The 21412-nt window shown below is 32.2% G+C and carries 19 protein-coding genes and 4 pseudogenes; 12 read left to right on the forward strand and 11 right to left on the reverse strand.

Annotated elements, in window-relative coordinates:
* Positions 1-9 precede the first annotated feature (9 nt).
* A pseudogene (rsmH, locus tag P5P87_RS12115) lies at positions 10-917 on the reverse strand (16S rRNA (cytosine(1402)-N(4))-methyltransferase RsmH).
* Positions 892-1365, reverse strand: coding sequence for a division/cell wall cluster transcriptional repressor MraZ (locus tag P5P87_RS12120; RefSeq protein ID WP_179001379.1), 474 nt, complete (start codon positions 1363-1365; stop codon positions 892-894). The pseudogene rsmH and the gene P5P87_RS12120 overlap by 26 nt, the downstream one beginning before the upstream one ends.
* Before the next feature lie 377 nt (positions 1366-1742).
* Between P5P87_RS12120 and P5P87_RS12125 the strand changes: the two genes are divergently transcribed.
* The 3 genes and pseudogenes from P5P87_RS12125 to P5P87_RS12135 all read left to right on the forward strand — a co-directional run bounded on the left by P5P87_RS12125 (position 1743) and on the right by P5P87_RS12135 (position 3904).
* Complete coding sequence (locus tag P5P87_RS12125) at positions 1743-2507, forward strand: alpha/beta fold hydrolase (RefSeq protein ID WP_198854352.1); 765 nt, start codon at positions 1743-1745, stop codon at positions 2505-2507.
* A gap of 44 nt (positions 2508-2551) precedes the next feature.
* Positions 2552-3173 (forward strand): annotated as a pseudogene (yihA, locus tag P5P87_RS12130) (ribosome biogenesis GTP-binding protein YihA/YsxC).
* 143 nt (positions 3174-3316) lie between these two features.
* The gene (locus tag P5P87_RS12135) at positions 3317-3904 is read left to right on the forward strand and encodes a hypothetical protein (protein ID WP_278022705.1); all 588 of its coding nucleotides are present in this window, start codon (positions 3317-3319) and stop codon (positions 3902-3904) included.
* Between the two features lie 839 nt (positions 3905-4743).
* On the opposite strand, the gene gldC is transcribed toward P5P87_RS12135, so the two are convergent.
* Complete coding sequence (gene gldC, locus P5P87_RS12140) at positions 4744-5076, reverse strand: gliding motility protein GldC (protein WP_164515351.1); 333 nt, start codon at positions 5074-5076, stop codon at positions 4744-4746.
* Positions 5076-6032 carry a gliding motility lipoprotein GldB gene (gene gldB, locus P5P87_RS12145; protein WP_198854354.1) on the reverse strand — a complete coding sequence of 319 codons (957 nt, stop codon included), beginning with the start codon at positions 6030-6032 and terminating at the stop codon, positions 5076-5078. The genes gldC and gldB overlap by 1 nt, the downstream gene beginning before the upstream one ends.
* A gap of 99 nt (positions 6033-6131) precedes the next feature.
* On the opposite strand from gldB, the pseudogene nadE reads away from it, so the two are divergent.
* Both nadE and P5P87_RS12155 read left to right on the forward strand, forming a co-directional pair.
* Positions 6132-6939 (forward strand): annotated as a pseudogene (gene nadE / locus P5P87_RS12150) (NAD(+) synthase).
* A gap of 92 nt (positions 6940-7031) precedes the next feature.
* Positions 7032-7661 (forward strand): response regulator transcription factor, encoded by a 630-nt coding sequence (locus tag P5P87_RS12155; RefSeq protein WP_008467169.1) that lies wholly within the window; start codon positions 7032-7034, stop codon positions 7659-7661.
* Between the two features lie 98 nt (positions 7662-7759).
* On the opposite strand, the gene dnaG is transcribed toward P5P87_RS12155, so the two are convergent.
* The 5 genes and pseudogenes from dnaG to P5P87_RS12175 all read right to left on the reverse strand — a co-directional run bounded on the left by dnaG (position 7760) and on the right by P5P87_RS12175 (position 12868).
* The gene (gene dnaG / locus P5P87_RS12160; RefSeq protein WP_198854356.1) at positions 7760-9832 is read right to left on the reverse strand and encodes a DNA primase; all 2073 of its coding nucleotides are present in this window, start codon (positions 9830-9832) and stop codon (positions 7760-7762) included.
* 128 nt (positions 9833-9960) lie between these two features.
* Entirely contained in the window at positions 9961-11556 is a 1596-nt protein-coding gene (locus P5P87_RS12165) for a hypothetical protein (RefSeq protein ID WP_278022706.1), read from the reverse strand.
* 162 nt (positions 11557-11718) lie between these two features.
* Positions 11719-12147 carry a hypothetical protein gene (locus tag P5P87_RS12170; RefSeq protein WP_278022707.1) on the reverse strand — a complete coding sequence of 143 codons (429 nt, stop codon included), beginning with the start codon at positions 12145-12147 and terminating at the stop codon, positions 11719-11721.
* Positions 12125-12322 (reverse strand): hypothetical protein, encoded by a 198-nt coding sequence (locus P5P87_RS25905; RefSeq protein WP_340696679.1) that lies wholly within the window; start codon positions 12320-12322, stop codon positions 12125-12127. The genes P5P87_RS12170 and P5P87_RS25905 overlap by 23 nt, the downstream gene beginning before the upstream one ends.
* A pseudogene (locus P5P87_RS12175) lies at positions 12309-12868 on the reverse strand (RNA polymerase sigma factor). Before P5P87_RS12175 ends, P5P87_RS25905 begins: the two are co-directional and overlap by 14 nt.
* A 318-nt stretch (positions 12869-13186) precedes the next feature.
* Between P5P87_RS12175 and P5P87_RS12180 the strand changes: the two are divergent.
* Positions 13187-13690 carry a hypothetical protein gene (locus P5P87_RS12180; RefSeq protein ID WP_198854360.1) on the forward strand — a complete coding sequence of 168 codons (504 nt, stop codon included), beginning with the start codon at positions 13187-13189 and terminating at the stop codon, positions 13688-13690.
* Positions 13691-13783: 93 nt separating this feature from the next.
* Here P5P87_RS12180 and P5P87_RS12185 read toward each other — a convergent pair whose 3' ends face one another.
* Positions 13784-14761, reverse strand: a complete 978-nt coding sequence (locus P5P87_RS12185; protein WP_278022708.1) for a polyprenyl synthetase family protein — start codon at positions 14759-14761, stop codon at positions 13784-13786.
* 159 nt (positions 14762-14920) lie between these two features.
* Here P5P87_RS12185 and P5P87_RS12190 point away from each other — a divergent pair, with 159 nt between their 5' ends.
* Positions 14921-15787 carry a hypothetical protein gene (locus tag P5P87_RS12190; protein ID WP_278022709.1) on the forward strand — a complete coding sequence of 289 codons (867 nt, stop codon included), beginning with the start codon at positions 14921-14923 and terminating at the stop codon, positions 15785-15787.
* Positions 15788-15958: 171 nt separating this feature from the next.
* Here the strand turns inward: P5P87_RS12190 and rlmN are convergent, their stop codons facing one another.
* Positions 15959-17005, reverse strand: coding sequence for a dual-specificity RNA methyltransferase RlmN (rlmN, locus tag P5P87_RS12195; protein ID WP_177210825.1), 1047 nt, complete (start codon positions 17003-17005; stop codon positions 15959-15961).
* A 375-nt stretch (positions 17006-17380) separates the two neighbouring features.
* On the opposite strand from rlmN, the gene P5P87_RS12200 reads away from it, so the two are divergent.
* From P5P87_RS12200 to P5P87_RS12220, 5 genes are all read left to right on the forward strand, one after another.
* Positions 17381-17941, forward strand: a complete 561-nt coding sequence (locus tag P5P87_RS12200; protein ID WP_198854363.1) for a YceI family protein — start codon at positions 17381-17383, stop codon at positions 17939-17941.
* Positions 17942-18235: 294 nt separating this feature from the next.
* A complete protein-coding gene (locus P5P87_RS12205; protein ID WP_233073997.1) occupies positions 18236-18805 on the forward strand; it encodes a YceI family protein in 570 nt (189 codons plus the stop codon).
* A gap of 5 nt (positions 18806-18810) precedes the next feature.
* The gene (locus tag P5P87_RS12210) at positions 18811-20259 is read left to right on the forward strand and encodes a hypothetical protein (protein WP_198854365.1); all 1449 of its coding nucleotides are present in this window, start codon (positions 18811-18813) and stop codon (positions 20257-20259) included.
* Positions 20260-20269: 10 nt separating this feature from the next.
* Entirely contained in the window at positions 20270-20821 is a 552-nt protein-coding gene (locus tag P5P87_RS12215) for a hypothetical protein (protein WP_198854366.1), read from the forward strand.
* Between the two features lie 176 nt (positions 20822-20997).
* Positions 20998-21396, forward strand: a complete 399-nt coding sequence (locus P5P87_RS12220) for a hypothetical protein (protein ID WP_278022710.1) — start codon at positions 20998-21000, stop codon at positions 21394-21396.
* Positions 21397-21412 lie beyond the last annotated feature (16 nt).

The following is a 21412-nucleotide window of genomic DNA, read 5'->3' on the forward strand; positions in this document are numbered from 1 at the left end:
TAATATATATTATAGCTTTTCTGCAACTCTTAATTTGGCACTTCTTGCTCTATTATTAATCTTGATTTCTTCATTATCCGGAACAATCAATTTTCCTATTGTTTTGAATGGAACTGAAAAGTTTCCGTAAAAATCTCTCTCTGGTTCTCCTTCAAACATTCCGTTCTTTATAAATCTCTTTACCAAACGATCTTCTAAAGAATGATATGAGATTACCGAGAATCTTCCTCCTGGTTTTAAAATCTCCAATGACTGCTCAATAAATTCTTTTAGAACATCCATTTCTTGATTTACCTCTATTCGGATTGCCTGATAAATCTGAGCCAGTACTTTGTTTCGAACTTTCTCTGGCAAAAACTTTTTCAGAACTTCTTTTAATTCTTCAGTCGTTTTGATTGGATAATCTTTTCTCGCCTCTACGATTGTTCTTGCCAAAACTGGTGCATTCTTCAACTCCCCATAATCAAAAAAAACACGACGCAAATCCTGTTCTTCATATTCGTTAACCACCCGATAAGCATTTAAATCATTTTTTTGACTCATCCGCATATCTAGTTCGGCATCAAATCTTGTAGAAAAACCTCTTTCAGGAACATCGAATTGATGCGATGAAACTCCTAAATCTGCCAAAATTCCATCTACTGCTTTTACTCCATGAAAGCGCAAAAACCTTTTATGAACCTAAAATTCTCATTTATCAAAGTAAACCTTTCGTCTGGCAATGCATTGGCAAGCGCATCTTCGTCTTGATCAAATGCAAACAGCCTTCCGTTTGGCCCTAATCTTTTTAAAATCTCTTTTGAATGACCACCGCCTCCAAACGTAACATCTACATACACACCATCAGGTTTAATATCTAAACCATCTACTGTTGGATGAAGCAAAACCGGATTATGATATTCCATTGTCGTCGTCATTAATATTTCCCATTACTTCTTCGGCTAAATCTGCAAAATCCATATCTTCGCCGCTAATTGATTTCTCGTATAAATCTTTATCCCAAATCTCAACAATATTAACCGCAGATGAAAAAACCACATCTTTAGAAATACTTGCAAACGTTACCAAATCTTTTGGAACAAGCAATCTTCCTAATGCATCAACCTCAACTACTTTAACACCAGCAGTAAACCTTCTAATGAAATCGTTGTTCTTTTTTACAAAGCGATTAAGCTTGTTGATTTTTTTCATCATCGCATCCCATTCTACCATAGGATACAGCTCTAAACACGGCTGAAAAACAGAACGCTTCAAGACAAATCCGTCTTGAAGAGAAGCCGTCAACTGCTTTTTTAAAGGTGCAGGCATCATTAGCCTTCCTTTAGCATCGACTTTACATTCATATGTTCCAACAATTGTGTTCAAAAAAACTAGTTAACATGTTATACAGCAAAAATATAAAAAATATTACCACATTTTACCACTTTATACCACTTTGTTAATAAGTTTAACCACTTCTCTACCACTTTCCATAATCAGCAATCAATCAATACCTTAACTATTAATTAACAGATTCTTAAATCCATTATTCATTCGAAAAAATAATGCGCTAATTTTCTTAAAAAATTGATTATAATGCATATTTCTTAACATTTGATTATTTTAACAAATACGTGTTTAATTACTGATTTTTAACCATTTACAAATTCTACTCAAATTATCTAGTTAAAAAATGGCATCAAAAATTCATTTTTGTGTAATTAACCCTATATTTGTCGAAATTGAAATTGGCATTAGATTAGATGGACAAACACTATAAAAAAGAAGGCAAATACAGCTATTTTGAAGCTGGAGAAGGAACTCCGATCGTTATTCTGCATGGTTTAATGGGAGGTCTAAGTAACTTTGATGGTGTAGCACAATATTTCCCAACAAAAGGATATAAAGTTGTTATCCCAGATTTGCCAATATACACGCAAAGTATTTTAAAAACGAACGTAAAAAGTTTCGCGAAATACGTAAAAGATTTTATCACTTTTAAAGGGTTTGACAAAGTTATTCTTTTAGGAAATTCTCTTGGAGGACATATTGCTTTGTACCACACAAAACTTTATCCTGAAAAAGTTGCCGGACTTGTAATTACCGGAAGTTCTGGACTTTACGAAAGCGCAATGGGAGATAGTTACCCAAGAAGAGGCGATTACGAATACATCAAAACAAAAGCCGAAGCTGTATTTTATGACCCAAAAATTGCAACTCCAGATTTGATTGATGAAGTGTACGCAACAGCTAACGACCGCATCAAATTAATCAAAACTTTAACTATTGCAAAGAGTGCAATTCGTCATAACATGGCGAAAGATTTGCCTAAAATGGATGTTGAAACTTGCATTATTTGGGGTAGAAACGACTCAGTAACTCCTCCAAATGTAGCAGAAGAATTTGATAAATTATTGCCCAATTCAACTTTATACTGGATTGACAAATGCGGACACGCAGCAATGATGGAACACCCTCAGGAATTTAATGAAATTCTTGAAAAATGGCTTACTGAAAAGAATTTATAGCCATCAAAATTTATTTTTTAGGAGGTTTTAAAACGAGAAGGAATATGAAAATTAATACCGCCGAATTTATTATCAGCAATTCTGACGCATCAAAATGTCCGAAGGATTTTTTGCCAGAATATGCTTTTATAGGAAGATCAAACGTAGGTAAGTCATCTTTGATCAATATGCTTACCAACAATAAAAATTTAGCCAAAACATCTGGAAGACCAGGAAAAACACAATTAATTAATCATTTTAAAATCAATAATAATTGGTTTTTGGTCGATTTGCCTGGTTATGGCTACGCTAAAGTTTCAAAGAAAACAAAATCAGTTTTTCAGCAATTTATCACTGATTATTTTGAAAACAGAGAACAATTAGTTTGTGCTTTTGTTTTAATTGATATTCGCCATGAAGCGCAAAATATTGACATCGAATTTATGTCTTATATGGGCGAAAGCGAAATCCCGTTCTGTATTATTTTTACTAAAGCAGATAAAATCAGTAGAACAAAAATAGATTCGCATATTGCGAGCATATAAAAAACAGATGTTTGCAAACAACTGGGCCGAAATGCCTCAGTACTTTGTAACCTCATCTACAGAAGCTACTGGAAAAGAAGAACTTTTGTCTTACATTGATCAAGTGAATCAGGAAGTTTTTAAAAACAACTCAGAATTTTAAACTCAAATTCTAAAGTTAAAAAAAACTTATACATAGTAAAAATCCCAAACTCCAAGCTTACAATTGGAATTTGGGATTTTTTATATTTAGATAAATTCTTACAAAAATAGCTATATATTTGTCGCAAAATCAATTTATAATTTATGAAGAAAATCTCTCTCTTTTTGTTCTTATTATTTCTCTCCTCCTGCAATGTGACAAATTATTTTGTAATCAGTAAATATCACACCCAAGGTATAGATTTCTCTAATGGAAAATGGCTAATTGGCGAAATTGAAGCTAATCCGTACGCAAAGGACAAAATGACCAATTTAGTTTTAAAAGATTTTTCGGATTATTTACAAGACAGAGTAAAATACTCATTGGACGAAAAGTCATTGTTATTACCTTCACAAGTTCCTCTTAACCCTAGTAAATCAATGATTTTAGATTTAAAAAAGGGAGCTAATTTTGACTATTTTGTTAATATTAAATGTAAAAACGCAAAAAATGACTTAAGCGGTTTTGAATTTCCAGATCATTTTTATTATAAAAAACAAATGTCATATGCAGAAGTTACATTACAAGTATATGATTTAAATCTTGGAGAAATAGTTTATTCACAAACAGTGGGAGGCTCAATAGAAGATGACAGTAGCCTCACAAATACCCCAACAACGACAATCATAGTAGGCACTTATAATAAAATTATAAATGACATTAAGAAAAAATCTATTAAACCAACTATGTAGTAGTTAGTTTATTTTAAATAAAAAACCCAAACTCCTCCCGAAGCCTCAGGATACAAATTGGAATTTGGGATTTTTTATTGGGATTTATAATTATGCTTTTTTATTTGTTTTTCTTCTAAAATTTAAAGCTTTCCATTCTTTATAAATCAAAAATTGATAAAGAATATAAAAGAGTGAATTGAAAAACCAAAAATCGAGTAAAAACGGCTCTGTAAGTATTACCGAGTCAGTGTTTCCTGATAAAAAAATACCAGCACTACTCATTAAATAAATAATTAGTCCGTTACAGAAATAGAAATAATTATGCTTATCTGCTTTTAAATTTGACACAATAAAATAGAAAGCATATAACAGCAGCGGAATAGATGTTATTGTGACTTCTGCCAAATTAAATTCCCAATAAAGCGAGGGCCTATTATAATATTGACATCCTAAAAAAAGCGACACCGAAATAAACACTATTACTATAATCTTCTTTAATCGTTTGTTTGTAAAACTTTTTATAAAAAAACAAGTTTAGCGTGATAAACTGAAAAATAAAATAGTAATGCGAAAGGAAAAAATTAGAATTAGGATAAAGAATTCCGATAATATTACAAAGCAATTCTACACAAAACAGAAGAACCAAATAAACTGTAATAATACGATATAAAACATCTCTGTTTTTGCAGGTCATGTAAAAACGTATCGCATTAGCAAGTAAAAAAAATAATCCGACAAGGCTCACAAGAAAAGGAAACAGCATATAATTTGTTTTGCTTAGACAATTTACAAAATAAAAAATCCCAAACCCAATCTTTAAGATCAGAATTTGGAATTTAATTTATCATGAGATTTAACTATTTCGTAAGTTCCAGTTTTTCTGCAAAGTAGTCACAGAAGTCCTTCATCGTGTCAGACATTTTTTCGTCATCTGTTGCACGTTTAAAAGTATCAGACATTGCCACTAAAGTCTGGTGAAAGAAAATTTTCATTTCGTCTACTGGCATATCTTTTGTCCATAAGTCAATACGCATTGTTTCTTTTGCTTTGCTGTCCCAAATTGACAACATTATCGCTTTTGCCTCTTCGGCTTGAACTCCACCATCTTGCGCACTCCATGTTAATTTTTCAGGAACGCGGTTTTCATCCAATTCTATATTAAATCTAATCTCTGAGTTTATATTTGCCATTATTTCTTAGGTTTATATTTTGATTTTTCGAAGATTTCTTTTGGCTCAATCTTAAACAATTCTGCCAAAGAAACATTACTATTATTTTTCATGTAAGAACGTACCATCTGCCAGCCAATCCAAGCTCCCACTCGACCTGGAGAATCGTTATCTATTTCTAAAAAGAATTTAGAAAAAGGAGCTGGAGCGATAAATCTTGCTTTCAATTTTGGATCATCGCTGTACAGCATTTCATTTTCTATAAAATAGCGCCACATATACGCTTCGTTTTCCTCGCACCATTTTATTTGCTCAGGAGTATATCCCATTTTTTCTGCATCTGTATATTCAGGAATAAGCAAATCTTTTGCATAAAGACGCTTCCCTTCAAAAACCATTTGAGCGACCAAACTCTTGTCTACAGAATTTGGAATATTTCGATAAGAAAAACTAGAAACCACATCTGGCATAATTTGTCTTTCTTCAAAATTCTCTTTCAGGTAATTTGGAAACTCATAAAATTTATGATTTTTTCCTAAATACAATTCCAAAGCCACAACTACAAGACTGTCTGCATAAATCGATTTTGCATTATAGTCCATTTCTCCAATAACGGTGATTACCTTAGGAATTTTGGTTTTAGGAAAATAATATTTTACGTGCTGAAAAAGCTCATTAAACTCTTTGCGAACAGGTTCAAAATTGCCATATTTTTTCTGAACTTCATCATAAACTTCTCTCCAAATAGGATCATTCATTTTCTGAATCCAGATATTATCATCGTTGCCAGGAAAGAAAAACGGATACTGTTTTTTTATTTTCGCCAGATCTTCCGGTTTGGTTTCAAAAAACACCTTATCAAATCGTTCTACTTTAACATCAACAGGAATTTCTTCTACTTCTTTTTCAACCTTACTTTTTTGGTTGCAAGACAAAAAAAACAGGCATAGAACCACTGCAAAGCGATAAATTTTCATTTTATTTTAATTAGATTTGTGTTATCAGAATTTTAAGTAATTGGATACTCAAAATAATTCTGCAAATATACATCCCTGCATCTTAAAACTTAAACTATTATGGCTAAAAAAAGCACAATTCAGACAGAAAAAGTAAATACGCACATTGTAGAGTGGTTAAAAAATTACGTTGCTAATGCAAAAGTAAATGGTTTTGTAATTGGAATCTCTGGTGGTGTAGATTCTGCAGTAACTTCAACTTTATGCGCACAGACAGGACTGAATGTTTTATGTGTAGAAATGCCAATTCATCAGGCAGAAAGCCAAGTTTCAAGAGGAAGAGAGCATATTGAACAGTTAAAAAAACGTTTCCCAAATGTTTCTGATGTTAAGACCGATTTGACAGAAACTTTCGAATCATTTAAAAATGCTGTACCTACAACAGATGATGCTTGCAAAAGTAAGTTTAGCTTTGGCCAACACGCGTGCACGTATCAGAATGACTTCTTTATATTATTTGGCAGGAATTCATGGCTTACTTGTTGCTGGAACAGGAAACAAAGTAGAAGATTTTGGTGTAGGTTTTTACACAAAATACGGAGATGGCGGCGTAGATTTAAGTCCGATTGCTGATTTAATGAAATCTGATGTGTACGCATTAGGAGAATTTTTAGAAATTCCGCAATCAATTTTAACAGCAGCTCCTACCGATGGGTTATTTGGAGACAATCGTACAGATGAAGACCAATTAGGAGCAAGTTATGATGAATTGGAATGGGCAATGTTAGCCGCGGAGTCAGGAAAATCGGCATCTGACTTCGAAGGGAGAGAAAAATCTGTCTTTGAAATTTATAAACGACTAAACACCAACAACAAGCATAAAATGGATCCAATTCCAGTTTGTTTGATACCAAAAACGTTAAAATAATACATTTTAACATTCTCTGCGAGTTATTACAGAATTTATTTATTAATTTTACCATTCCAAAAACATGAACAATTCTAAAAAAGGTAAAAATTATGATTAAAGTATGTCTAGCAGACAATCATCCTGTGACGCACTTTGGCGTTAAGTCTTATTTTAAAGACCACGATCAAATTTCAATTGTTGCCAATGTCGGCAATTTTTCAATGGTTAGAGATATCCTTCAAACGAAGGAAATTGACATTTTAATTCTAGATTTAGAGTTAGAAGGTCTTTCAAGTATCTTTGAAATTAAATCAATCTTGAAAAATTTCCCAAAAACAAAAATTGTTATTTTCAGTGATCTTGCTGAGCAAATGTACGCTCCAAACGCAATCAAAGCAGGAGTTTCTGGGTATGTACACAAAACAGAAAAACTTGAAACATTAGGTCATTCTATTATTAAAGTACACGAAGGAAAAATTATCATCAACGAAACAGTACGCAAAAACATGGCACTTATCGCTAAACAAAGCAAAAGTGAGCGTCTGTACAGAAAACTTTCTAACCGTGAAATCGAGGTTTTACGTTATTTAAGTGATGGTAAGAAAAATAATGAAATCTCTAAAATCTTAAATCTGAACGAAAAAACGATCAGTACTTACAAACTAAGATTATTGACTAAATTAAACGTTACAAATTTGGTTGACTTAGTTAACAAAGCTAAGACTTTAGAAATTATTTAATCAAAAATCGAAAATCTTAGCCTTTTTAAGAGAATCGAAAAACTTTATAAAACTCTATCTATTTTGATTTATCATATTAGATAGAGTTTTTTCTTTTTTTAGTGATAAGGTACTACTACTCGTCCTAGTTTCTTCGAAAAGCTATTCAACAATTTAGAATAGTCAATAACCATACTCAAAGTTTCTGAATTGTCTTCTTGCGGATTGGTTAAAAGAGAATTCTTTAATTCTGCTATAATTGCAGATACTAAATACCATCGCATAGCAAATATGGTCTCAGAAACATTTTGCTCGATCGTTTCACTTTTTTGTTTCGGAAAAATATTCTGTCCTTCCCAATTATGAATAGTCAACCTTTCGTCTTCCATTAAAATATTGGTTACTTCCTGAGCAAATTCAGGCTCCAAATGCATCAAATATTTATCTAAACTAAATTTCTCATTCTGATTATAAAAATCAATAATATTAGTGTAAATATTTTTAAATAAAACATTCGACAATTCTATCTCATCTTCCTGAAGGCTTAAATATATTTTTTGGTATACTTTATATTGCCTTTTTTCAGAAACCTCTTTTACATTTCCTTCTTCATCTGCTTTCAAGAAAACATCTTCAAAATCTTCTACTATACTTCCGTATAAAAGCAGAACCTCAATGACTTTTCTTTCAAATTCATATAAGATATCTACTTTTTGAGTTTGTTGTGAAGGATAAAACCCTGGATCTCCAGGATAATCGTAACCTTCTGGCGGTCCTGTTCTTGGATCTTCTGGATCTCCTCCTGAAAACGTTCCTGTTTGTGCAGGCTGATTTCTAACTACCTCAAAAGGTTTTTGTTCCTGTTTCTGCTTTTTATTCGCTTCAGCAATATCTTTCTGAATTAGCTGTGCCAAAGTACTTGTTAGAACCTGCTCTGAAATATCCATAATTCGAGCACATTCCTGAATATATACTTCTCGCTGAATACGATCTGGTATTTTAGAAATACTTGCAACCATATCACGAATTAGATCTGCTTTTTTAATAGGATCGTTTTTAGCTTCGCCCATTAAGATCGAAGCCTTAAACTGTATAAAGTCTTTACTATTATTTTCTAAGTAAGCAACTAAATCATCATGAGAATTTTTTCGCGCAAAACTATCTGGATCTTCTCCGTCAGGAAAAGAACAAACTCTTACGTTCATTCCTTCTTCCAGAATTAAATCAATTCCTCGAATAGAAGCGCGCAAACCAGCAGCATCTCCATCAAATAGAACGGTGATATTTCTAGTAAGACGATTTATTAAACGAATTTGATCTGGTGTTAATGCCGTTCCCGAAGATGCCACAACATTTTCAATTCCTGCTTGACTAAACTGAATCACATCGGTATAACCTTCAACCAAATAACAATTGTTCTGTTTGGCAATAGACTGCTTTGCATGATAAATTCCGTAAAGGACTTTACTTTTATGGTAAATATCGCTTTCTGGCGAATTTAGGTATTTTGCCGCTTTTTTATCATTGGTTAAAATACGTCCTCCAAAACCTAGGACACGTCCAGACATGCTTTGAATTGGAAACATTACACGTCCTTTAAATCGATCAAACGGACGGTCTTCTCTTGGAATTGTTAAACCTGTACTTTCTAAAAATTCTAATTTATAACCTTTCCCAAGGGCTTCTTTCGTCAAAGCATCCCAAGTTTCTGGAGAATATCCTAAATTGAATTTTTTAATAGTTTCATTGGTAAATCCTCTTTCTTTAAAATAAGATAAACCAATTGCTTTTCCTTCTTCAGAATTAATCAAAACATCCTGAAAATATTTAGCCGCAAATTCAGAAACCAAGTACATACTTTCACGAAGATCTGTATTTGCTTTTTCTGCTTCTGTCTGTTCTGTTTCTTCAATTTCGATATTGTATTTTTTAGCTAAATATCGAATGGCTTCTGGATAAGTAAACTGCGAGTGTTCCATTAAAAATTTAACAGAGTTCCCGCCTTTTCCTGTACTAAAATCCTTCCAGATTCCTTTTGCTGGCGAAACCATGAACGAAGGCGAACGCTCATCGGAGAACGGACTCAAACCTTTGAAATTACTTCCTGCGCGTTTTAAATTGACAAAATCGCCGATAACCTCCTCTACTCGAGCAGTTTCAAAAACAGAGTCAATGGTGCTTTGTGAAATCAAAGTGTATTAAATTTTAAAAGTTGAGAGCTTGCAAAAATACGCAAATCTTGTTGGACTTTTAATCATTTTAAACCAAAAAAAGCATCTCTCTCGAGATGCCTTTTCACTAACTAAACTTAATTTTATTTTTAATTGAAATCGAAGCGTAATCCTAACGAAATATTATTTTGATCAACATTATTTTTTTCAAATAAAGGCTGTAAATCGTATTTCAAATACAAACTTGCTGATTTGTAACCAACGTATGTACTTAGCCCATAATTAAAATCATTTACGTTGAAATTACCCTTTGTTTTTTGCTTTACATCATTTCCAACCTCATCATCAAAACATAAAATTTGTTTTGATTTCACTCTAAATCCTGCATAACCTCCTATACCAATTCTAGCACTTTTATGAGATTTAAAATAATTAACTCCATCTCGAACTTCTTTCTTAGTAAAATCAAACTCCAAATGCAATGGCACCATTACATATACATTTCTAAATCGGGATTCGTCTAAATGTACAGGGCTTGTCACTAAATCGGTTTGTGCGCCATTTTTTTCAAAATAACGATCATCTGTCGCCCGCAGATTATTATACATCAGAGACATTCCGTATTTAAAATGCAACAAATTATCGTCTTTTAAAATTCTAGTGTTCCCAGTTATCCCCCATTCATAAAAGTGAGACGGCAAATATTTAAAATCTGAATGCGCAACTTGACCATCTGTCACTAAATTATTTACTCCAAAAGCAAAAACGAATTGAGTAGTAGTTCTTTTTGATTGGCGTTTATCAACATCTTTTTGACCATGATACACTTTCATAGAAGTAAGATTAATGATTGTTTGATCCTCTTTATCACAATCATTACAATCTCCAATTACAATTTTTGCCCCTTTGTTTTTATTTGTATTTTCTGTCTCAATTTTACCATCAACTCTATCTTGAACTAATTGGCTTAATTTATTTTCTTCGATAGCAACATTTGTTTCAATAGCAGCGGCACGAACTTTTGCTCTATTTAATTTAAGTTCTTCTCCTTTTTCTTTAGAAATTATTCCTTTTGAGACTTGATTATCTAATGAATCTACTTCTATTTTTAAAGCTTTCTTTTCGTCATCTGTTATTTTTGTAATTTGATCAGCAATCGCTTTTGCCCTTACTTCAAATGAAATTTCTTTAGGATCTCGTCCTTTATTTTCTCCAGTTTCTGGAACAGTATTTTCTACCACTTCAAGTTTTACATCTTTAAACCAAATTTGGCCAGTTCCGTCTAATAAAACTCCATAAGAAATTGATGTTGCATCCTTTGGCACAAATAAAACAACTTCATATTTTGTCCAATTAGTTGAACCTTTTATAGGTCTGTTCTGCATATTATCAAAAGCAAGTACGCGAGCTGAATAATAATCGACACGCATCCAAAGTCCAGCCCATGAATTTACATTTTCTGTCTTTACATAAGCAGTCATTTTAAGCGTTTTATCCTGATATAAATTAGATTTTATGGTTTTCGTAAGACTCCCAAAACCTTTAATTTTACTTTGAACTGATTTTATTGTAAAGATATTTTGATCGGTAGATTCCGGATTTTTCTCAAAACTCATTTCATATTTTACAGGGTCATGTTGCCAATAAGTCCAGTCTAAAACTTTTTTATAACTGCCACTCTCTTGTGCTGATAATTTAGTTGCCAAAGCAACTATCATCATTGTAATTAATATAATTTTTTGCATGATTTTCGTTTTTTGATTGATGATTGATGATTCTTTATTTATTCTTCGTAATTTCTATTTGCTATAGCACTTTTTACAGCTTTCAAATTTTTATTAAATTTATCTAGCGCAGACTCTCTATAAGATTGATTTAATTCTGTTTCGGCATTTAAAAGCAAATCGTTAGGATTTACTGTAACCGCTTTTTCTGTTTTTTCTAATTATTTCGTCAGTAGTTTTTGTTTCGACTTTACCATTAACTTCTGCCAATAATTGTTCTGCCGAAATGTATTTGCTTTTATTTTCAGATTGGTGATTCTTATTTTCAAAAGAACTAACTGTTGCACTATCTCCTTTTAAATCATCCTTAATTGAAGACTCTACTTTACTTGCAAGTTGTTCTGAATTCTTGTTTTGATTATGAATTTCAACAACAGCTTGAACATGTTTCATTATTCGTTTCGGATTATGGTTATTAATATTTATAACCTCATCTTTATTTACTCCTACTACATTTAAAGTGTCTTTATTTATTTTTTGTTCTAAAACTATTGGTGTATTCTTTTTAATTTCTACAGTTTCGGAACGATTAAAATAGATTGTGCCGACCAATAAAAACCCTACAAAACTTGCTTGCGATATAAAGCCATTTTTTGCTTTTCTTAGGTTTCTTTTCTTCTGTCACGCTCAACATCGCATCCAATCGATCCCAAGCTTTGTTACTTGGTTCTATTTCGCGTTGATTTAGCTTTTCACGGAAATCCTTTTCAAAATTATTCGGTTCCATTATCTTGTTTTTTAAAATAGTAATTTGTGTTTGCGACATTTTTCTGGCGTGCGATAATTGCGATTTCGATGTTCCTTCATTAATTCCTAACATCTTGGCAATTTCATTGTGTTTGTAACCTTCAATTGCATATAAATTGAAAACCATTTTATAGCCGTCCGGCAAAGCATCAATTAAATACTGAATCTGTTCTACGGTAAAATGACTGTCAATTTCATTAAAGCTTTCTTCTACAAAAAACTCATCTTCGGCAAATTTTACTTTTTTCTGAACTCTTAAGTAGGAAATGCATTCGTTAACCATAATTCGGCGGATCCAACCTTCAAAACTTCCTTTGTGTTCAAAGTTTTTCAAATTTGTAAACACTTTCATGAAAGCCGTTATCATTACATCTTCTGCTAATTGAATGTCTTTTATATATTGACGGCACACACTTAACATTTTAGAAGAATATTTACCATAAATCTGCTGCTGTGCCTGACGATTGTTCTCGACAGCCAGCTTTATGATTTTGGTTTCTTCTTGATGCAATGGTATAATTTTCATTAATAAGCTTTTGGTTTTGGTTTTAGAAATAGACTTCTATTAGCATAGACGATTGTCGATTTGAAATGGTTGCATGAAGTATGAAAAATTTTCAAAAAAATAAATTCCAAAAACGAGATTGGGTTATTGGCTCTTATTAATGTAAACTTAAGTAAACTTCTCACATAAGACATACTAATCTCTAAGCATTCTTAAATACATTGAGAATTTCCTTAAACGTTATTAAAGCAAGTTTTTCTAATTAATACACATTTACGTATTAAATCTATTATATTTACTTTCGAAAAATTTACCAAAAACAAACCTAAAACCAATTAAATGAAAGACAAATTTTACTCAATTCTAGTTCTTTTTATTGCCGTTTTTTGCTGTAAAAACTGCTCTACTGAATACATTAAAGGCGGAGACAACAAAGCAATCTCTAATTATGAAAAAATGCTTTTCGACAATTCAACAATCCAAGCGGAATTATATGATGAATATAAAGAGACTACGATTAAAATTGCTGGCATACCAATGAAGACTTACAAATTTAGGTATCATTTTGATTTGGATGGGAACACTTATGAAGGAGAACATACTTTTGACGTTGACCTTCCAAAATCAAACAAATTGACTGTTTACTATCTTAAAGGTGACCCAGATTTTAACCTTGCAAATCCAAAATCAGAATTAGCAAAGGAAAAAGAAAAAAACTCCTCCAATAGTAGTTTATATTGGGCTATTGGCTGGGGAATATTTAGCTTGATGGCATTATTTGGCGTTATCAATGAATTTAAGAAAAAACCAGAATCCGAAACAGAAATTGAAACAGCAGAGTAAAATTTGCTTCATTATAAACAAAAACCTCTTTTAAAAATTTTAAAAGAGGTTTTTGTTTATCTTATATTTAAAGTCAATTTTTCAATTAAAAAGTTATTTCTTTCTCTCAATAACATAATTCACCATCAAAGTCAGCGCATCTTTATACTCAGAATCTTCGAAGTTTTGAAGTAATGCAAGTGCTTCCTGCTGGAATTCGACCATTTTGTTTTCGGCGTAAGCCAAACCATTATTATCTTTTACAAAAGCAATCACTTCTTTTACGCGTTTTTTGTCTTTGTTGTGGTTTTTAATAGAATTTATCAGCCACTTTTTTTCTTGTGGAGTACAAGTATTTAAAACGTGAATTAAAGGCAATGTCATTTTTTGCTCTTTAATATCTATTCCTGTTGGTTTTCCGATGGCTTCTTCACTATAATCAAATAAATCGTCTTTGATTTGAAATGCCATTCCTATCAATTCACCGAATTTACGCATGTTTTCTACCTGTACATCATCTTCAATTACGGCTTTCGCGCCAAGCGCACAACAAGCGGCAATAAGCGTTGCAGTTTTCTTTCTGATAATTTCGTAATAAACATCTTCGGTAATATCGAGTCTTCTTGCTTTTTCGATTTGAAGCAATTCTCCTTCGCTCATTTCACGAACGGCAACAGAAATGATTCTTAATAAATCAAAATCGCCATTATCAATAGAAAGCAATAAACCTTTAGACAATAAATAATCTCCAACTAAAACGGCAATCTTATTTTTCCAAAGTGCATTAATTGAGAAAAATCCGCGACGGCGATTACTATCATCTACAACATCATCGTGTACTAAAGTAGCGGTGTGAATAAGCTCAATTACTGACGCTCCGCGATAGGTTCTTTCGTTTACTGTACCGCCTGAAACCATTTTTGCAGTAAGAAAAACAAACATCGGACGCATTTGTTTTCCTTTACGGTTTACGATATAATAAGTGATTCTGTTTAGTAAGGCAACCTTAGAAGTCATCGACTCATGGAACTTTTTTTCGAAAAGTTCCATCTCGTTAAAAATGGTACGCTTTATTTGAGATGTAATATTCATTTAGACTCCAAATATACTATTTTAAATAAAAATACGTTGTGTATTTTAGGTTAGGATTTAAATAATTTATGCCTTAACCTGAAAAAAAAACTCCAAAAATAGCTCTAACTAATACTGATTTGAATTCATTAACTTAAAAGAACCCAAAATTATTATTTTATGAAAACAAAGCTTTTATTAATTAGTACTTGTATTACTATGTCTTTTTTCGTCAGCTGTAATTCTGATGAAAAAACAAATGACGGATCGGGATCGACAGCGGCGATTACCAACGATGAGATTATAACCAACTCTAAAATCGATGCTTCTGTAGAAGATGTTACTAATATTGCCGAAGATCAATTTAGCTCTCAGCTCAATGTAAATTCAAAACCAAGCGGACCTATAAAAAATTATCTTCCTAGCTGTGCTACAATTACTACCGTTTTGACCAATAATACTTGGACAAAAACAGTAGATTTTGGTGTTGAAGGCTGTACTTTAAATAACGGAAATACAGTAAAAGGTAAAATGGTTGTTTCTTTTGCAAACGATTTTACTTCTTCTACACAAACAATCAGCTATACTTTTGAAGGATTTTATCATAATGGCAAAAAAATTCAGGGAAGCAAAAGTATTGTCAGAACAATTAAAGAAACCAATTTATTAGTAACGCCGCACCCAGTATCAACAGCAGCTATAGATTTAACTATTACTTTTGATGATGGAAAAGTTTATTCTAGAAAAGGAACTTTAACAAAAGAAATGACTTCTGGTTATGACACATGGTTTGATTGGGATGATAATGTCTTTATGATTACCGGAAGTGGCACTACAACTTTCCCTAACGGAGATACTTTCTCGGCAGAAATTACAACTCCATTAGAGTTTGATGCGTCTTGCAGAAAATCTTTTGCAGTAAAAGGAATTGTTTCTATAACTAAAAATGGTGCTACGGCAACAATAGATTATGGTAGCGGAGAGTGTGATACGCTTGCAAAAGTAACAAAAGACGGAGTTACTGAAGAAGTAGATTTGAAAAAATAAACATCCTTTTTGTCCAGTAAAAAAGCATTAAGAACAAGAATTGTTATCTCGTTTTTAATGCTTTTTTTTATCGTTAAAAACCGATCAAATGTCCCTATGGGACACAATTATCATTATGAATATTTTTTTCTACCAACGAGATATTCCTAACGGAATATTTTTTAGCAAATATTATTCTGCTTCTTTATTCGCTAATTGTCCACAAGCGGCGTCAATGTCTTTTCCTCGACTTCTTCTCACTTTTACAACTACCCCGATATTTTCTAAAGCTTTTATGTAAGCCATAATTGATTCTTCTGAAGCTTGTTGGAATTCACCATCATCAATTGGATTATATTCAATTAAGTTGACCTTACAAGGCACATATTTACAAAACTTAACCAAAGCATCAACTGAAGCTTTATCGTCGTTAATTCCTTTCCAAACCACATATTCGTAAGAAATTTTGCTTTTAGTTTTTCTGTACCAATATTCTAAAGCCTCTCTCAGATCTTTTAGAGGGAAATTTTTACTAAAAGGCATAATTCGAGCGCGCGTTTCGTCTATCGCTGAGTGTAGAGAAACTGCTAGTTTAAACTTCACGTCATCATCTGCCATTTTTTTAATCATTTTAGGAATTCCTGAAGTCGAAACCATGATTCGTTTTGGAGACATTCCTAAACCTTCTTCAGAAGTAATCATGTCGATTGCTTTAATGACATTGTTGTAATTCATTAAAGGTTCTCCCATTCCCATAAAAACAATATTAGAAAGCGGATGATTGTAATACAAACGGCTTTCTTTGTCGATTGCTAGCACTTGATCGTAAATTTCGCCTGGCTCTAGATTTCGCATTCTCTTTAATCTTGCAGTTGCACAGAAATTGCAATCTAAACTACAGCCAACCTGACTAGAAACACAAGCAGTAGTTCTGGTTTCAGTCGGAATTAAAACAGACTCTACTACAAGTCCATCATGAAGTCTAACGGCATTTTTTACTGTTCCGTCGCTACTTTTTTGCATTGTGTCAACCTTAATATGATTGATTACAAAATTATTTTCAAGCATAGACCTTGTAGCTTTTGCTACGTTTGTCATGTCTTCAAAACTGTGAGCGCCTTTACTCCATAACCACTCGTAAACCTGATTTCCTCTGAAAGCTTTATCTCCATTTTCAACAAAAAAATCGCGAAGCTGTTCTTTTGATAAGGCTCTTATGTCTTTTTTCTCCATTTGCATCGTTCGCAAAGTTAATTTATTTCCAGTGTTTTCTAAAACTTAAAGCATTTTACCTCCTTTTTTCTTGATTTCTTTTCAAAAAATAAAACAAGAAAACCAATATCGCCATTCTCAACCAAAACACGCAACAAACTAAAAAACAAATATTTACACAAAACTTCATTTCCTTAGAATGGGCATAACCATAGCATTAATAAGCCTTTGCACTCTTTACTATAATAATTTAATAAAAGTTTAGCCATGATTTTTATCATTTCATGTTCTTCGCGCGCGCGATAATTTTGGTCTAAGAAATAAGGATAGCTTTTGATTCTTTAACCACTAATTGAATCTTAAAACTTCCTGATTTGAATGATTAACCTATACTTTATCAACATGAAAACAATTCAATCATTTTTACTGACAATTATTTTTACAACAATGGCATTAGAGGCAAATGCTCAAAAAAATTATAGCATAGCTGCAAACTCAACTTTTGAAGTAGCGGGAACCTCTACAGTACACGACTGGGTAATGAAATCTACAGAAGGAACAGGAAGCGCTAACTTAATTATTAAAGATTCTAAACTTGCCAGCATAAATAGTTTAAGTGTTTCCTTATTGGCCGAAAGCCTAAAAAGCTATAAAGCCAGCATGGACAAAGTAGCTTATGAGGCCATGGATACTGAAACACATAAATATATTGAATACGTATTAAAATCTGCAGAAAAAATAGATGACAACACTTGGAATCTAACAGGAATTTACACTATTGCTGGAGTGAGTAAAGAATATAAAACTCAGGTAAAAGTAACTACTAATAAAGGGAGCATCATTTTACAAGGTTCTAATCAAATTACTTTTGGCGATTTTGAAATGACACCTCCAAAAGCTGCCTTGGGAGTTGTAAAAGCAGGAAAAGATCTAACTGTAATTTTCAATATTATTTTAAGCTAAATCTTGATGTTAAAAAATCTTCATTTTTAACATTTTATCTCTTCGAATTAAATGTTAAAAAATAGCAATTCAATAAAATCAAGCTTCTCTTTTTGCTTAACTGATCAATTCTATAGAAAATGAAAACGTTGTAGTTATTAAATACCTATTTAATAAAATTTTAACAATGATTTTTATCATGTATAAAGCTGATTTATAGAAGGATCTTTGATACAAGTTAAAAACAACATTCTTAGTACTAAATAGAAACTGGCCGACTATTAACTTATTTTTTATAATATAAACATGACAAAAATGAAAACAAGTACATTAAAACTTTTCGCCGTTGTAACAGCATTTTTAGGAATCAGCTCTTTTGCAACAGCACAAAAATCATATGCTTTAGACAGCAAGTCAACTTTTTCTGTTGCGGGTACTTCTACGCTTCACGACTGGGAAATGAAATCAACTTCTGGAACTGGAACAGCATCATTAAATATTGCCAACGGAAAACTAACCGACATTGAAGCTTTGACTGTAACTCTTTTAGCCGAAAGCGTAAAAAGTGAGAAAAAAAGTATGGATAAAGTGGCTTATGAGACTTTAAAAACAGACAAAAACAAAAACATTAAATATGTTCTTAAATCTGCTGAAAAAGTAAATGAAACAACTTGGGAATTAACTGGAACTTATACCATTGCTGGAGTTAGCAAAGCTTACAAAACTACTGTAAAAACTACTGTTACCGCAAATGGATTAAATCTTCAAGGAAGCAACAAAATCACATTTACAGATTTCGGAATGAAATCACCGACAGCAATGCTTGGGACAATAAAAACAGGTCAAGACCTGACTATAAAATTTAATTTAAACTTTAATTTATAAACGCCATGAAGAAAATTTATATTCTATTCGTTACATTGATCAGCACATTTGCTGTTCAGGCACAAGTTAGTTTTGGAAACATGCAAAACCAAATCTCTAGAGGAAAAGATGGTATCAATGTTTTTGACGTACAAAAAGATACTAGAGAATTTAAAGGTCTTAGTATTGATCTTGGTGGTGCTTTCAACATGGATTTTCAAGCAACAAATTCATTCAACGATCAACCTGCTAACATTACTACTACGACTACTACTCCTAATGGAACTACCACTAGAACAATTTCAGGATATCGCTTAATGAATACTGAAAACAATTTTACGCTTCCTGCTGCTGATATGTATATTGGTGCTCAATTGTTTGACGGGGTAAGAGTAAATTTAGATATTTATTTAGCTTCAAGACACCATAATGATTCTTATGTAAAAGGTGGATACTTACAAATTGACAAACTAGACTTCATCAAAAAAGATTTCCTGGCTGATTTCATGAAATATGCTACAATTAAAATTGGACAAATGGAGAACAATTTTGGTGATGCTCACTTCAGAGGTTCTGATAATGGTAATACAATCCGAAATGCATTTGTTGGAAACAACATCATGTATTCTTTCACTACAGAAATGGGTATGGAGGTTTACTACAACAGAGACGGATTGGTAAGCATGTTAGGTGTTACAAATGGTAATTTAAATCAAAGTAATGAAGAAGTTTTTTATACTAGCGGACCAAACACTAATACAACGCATAGTCCTTCAATCTTAGCTAAATTAGGTTATGACAAACAACTTAATGAAGATTTAAGAGTAAGATTAACTGGTTCTCTTTATCATAATGCAAATCTTGGTAACGCAAACATATATTCTGCTAACAGATCAGGATTTGGTTATTGGGGTATATTGAATAATAATCCTTATAAAAATACCATTACTAAAACCGATGCTAACGGTGTTGTTACTACAACTACAACCGATGTTGCTACTAGTTTTAGTAAGACATCTACTCCAGAGGCAACATTCAATCCTAATTTCAAAAATTGGGCTACGACATACATGATTAACCCTTTTGTAAAATATAAAGGACTTGAATTCTTCGGAACAATCGAATTGGCTTCAGGAGGTGATAAAGCCGGTACTGACGACAAACGTACAGCTAATCAATATGCTTCAGAACTTATTTACAGATTTGGAGGAACTGAACAATTCTATATCGGAGGAAAATACAATACCGTATCTGGAAAATTATCTAATGCTGACGCTAAAAAGGTTACCGTAGATAAATTTGAAGCAAGCGCTGGTTGGTTTATGACTAAAAACATTTTAGCTAAATTAAACTACGTTAATCAAAAATATAAAGATTACTCACAATTTACAGGAGATCCTGCTACTGGAAATCTAAACAACTTTTATGGTGGTAAATTTGAAGGTTTAGTATTCGAAGCAACCATTGCGTTCTAATATAAAAAAAATGAAAACAAGATTTTCAATATTAATTATGGGTTTAGCAATGTTCTTTTTATTAGGAAGTGCTAAACCCACTTTTTTTCCAGAAGATACGGCTGTGGTAATAAATAAAATAAAGATAGAAATCACAGGTTTATCAACTGTCGGCAAATACAATTGCTCTAATACCTTTGCTATAAAAGATACAGTCTTTGTAAATTCAATCAAAAAAAACACTTTTAATACCGACATTAAAATGTCGAATTTTGATTGCGGCAATAAAGTAATGACTAAAGATTTACAAGGAACTGTAAAGGTTAAGAAATTCCCGAATAGTACTGTTTCCATTAGTGATATAAAACCTTGTGGGAAAAATTACAAATGCAAACTAAACTTTTATATTACCGACAAAACATTAAAATACAAAGATTTCATATTATACAATAACGACGACAAAATTCAAGGAACTTTGAGTTTAAAATTCTCTGATATTGAATTAGAAGCTCCCGTAAAAATGGCGGGATTAATTAAAGTTAAAGATGATATTGTTATTAATTTCAGTCTATACAAAAACTAATTTTTCGCAAAAAAAAATTAAACAGCAAGCGCACAAAAATCAAAATTTGGCACAAGAATTGTTTTGCTCTCAAAAGAAAAAATAATCTTACAAAGAGCTCAATCATTTTAAAATTTGTAATTTTATTTTTCAGCCATTTAACCTTTAAGTTTTATCAACCTAAAAAAATTGAAATTATGAAAAAACAAATTTTGACATTAGCTGTAATTGCTTTATTAGCATTCGCTGTTCAATCATGCGAGAAAAAAGAAAACAAACCTGCGGAAGACGAATTAACTCTTGGCAACAAAGTTGATTCTCTAACAACAGATATCAAAGAAGTAAAAGATACTGCAGTAAGCAAAGCCGAAAATGCCGCTACTAAAGCAAAAGATGCGACAGAAACTGCAGCTCAAGACGTAAAAGATGCTACTAAAAAAGCCGCAAATGATGTTGAAAATGCCGCTAAGAAAACAGCAACTGACGTAAAAGACGCTACTAAAAAAGGAGCTGAAAAAGTAGAAAATGCTGCAAAAGCCGCAAAAGACGGAACTGTAAAAACAGCTAAAGATGTAGATGCGGCTTTGAAAAAATAAACTTCATCTAAATCCT

The organism is Flavobacterium ginsengisoli, assembly GCF_029625315.1.
Lineage (GTDB): Bacteria > Bacteroidota > Bacteroidia > Flavobacteriales > Flavobacteriaceae > Flavobacterium > Flavobacterium ginsengisoli.

Bases quoted from the DNA above. Each gene is read 5' to 3' on its own strand.
- P5P87_RS12125 (WP_198854352.1), top strand. From the start codon at position 1,743: ATGGACAAACACTATAAAAAAGAAGGCAAATACAGCTATTTTGAAGCT.
- P5P87_RS12135 (WP_278022705.1), top strand. From the start codon at position 3,317: ATGAAGAAAATCTCTCTCTTTTTGTTCTTATTATTTCTCTCCTCCTGC.
- gldC (WP_164515351.1), bottom strand. From the start codon at position 5,076: ATGGCAAATATAAACTCAGAGATTAGATTTAATATAGAATTGGATGAA.
- gldB (WP_198854354.1), bottom strand. From the start codon at position 6,032: ATGAAAATTTATCGCTTTGCAGTGGTTCTATGCCTGTTTTTTTTGTCT.
- P5P87_RS12155 (WP_008467169.1), top strand. From the start codon at position 7,032: ATGATTAAAGTATGTCTAGCAGACAATCATCCTGTGACGCACTTTGGC.
- P5P87_RS12165 (WP_278022706.1), bottom strand. From the start codon at position 11,556: ATGCAAAAAATTATATTAATTACAATGATGATAGTTGCTTTGGCAACT.
- P5P87_RS25905 (WP_340696679.1), bottom strand. From the start codon at position 12,322: ATGGAACCGAATAATTTTGAAAAGGATTTCCGTGAAAAGCTAAATCAA.
- P5P87_RS12180 (WP_198854360.1), top strand. From the start codon at position 13,187: ATGAAAGACAAATTTTACTCAATTCTAGTTCTTTTTATTGCCGTTTTT.
- P5P87_RS12185 (WP_278022708.1), bottom strand. From the start codon at position 14,761: ATGAATATTACATCTCAAATAAAGCGTACCATTTTTAACGAGATGGAA.
- P5P87_RS12190 (WP_278022709.1), top strand. From the start codon at position 14,921: ATGAAAACAAAGCTTTTATTAATTAGTACTTGTATTACTATGTCTTTT.
- rlmN (WP_177210825.1), bottom strand. From the start codon at position 17,005: ATGCAAATGGAGAAAAAAGACATAAGAGCCTTATCAAAAGAACAGCTT.
- P5P87_RS12200 (WP_198854363.1), top strand. From the start codon at position 17,381: ATGAAAACAATTCAATCATTTTTACTGACAATTATTTTTACAACAATG.
- P5P87_RS12205 (WP_233073997.1), top strand. From the start codon at position 18,236: ATGAAAACAAGTACATTAAAACTTTTCGCCGTTGTAACAGCATTTTTA.
- P5P87_RS12210 (WP_198854365.1), top strand. From the start codon at position 18,811: ATGAAGAAAATTTATATTCTATTCGTTACATTGATCAGCACATTTGCT.
- P5P87_RS12215 (WP_198854366.1), top strand. From the start codon at position 20,270: ATGAAAACAAGATTTTCAATATTAATTATGGGTTTAGCAATGTTCTTT.
- P5P87_RS12220 (WP_278022710.1), top strand. From the start codon at position 20,998: ATGAAAAAACAAATTTTGACATTAGCTGTAATTGCTTTATTAGCATTC.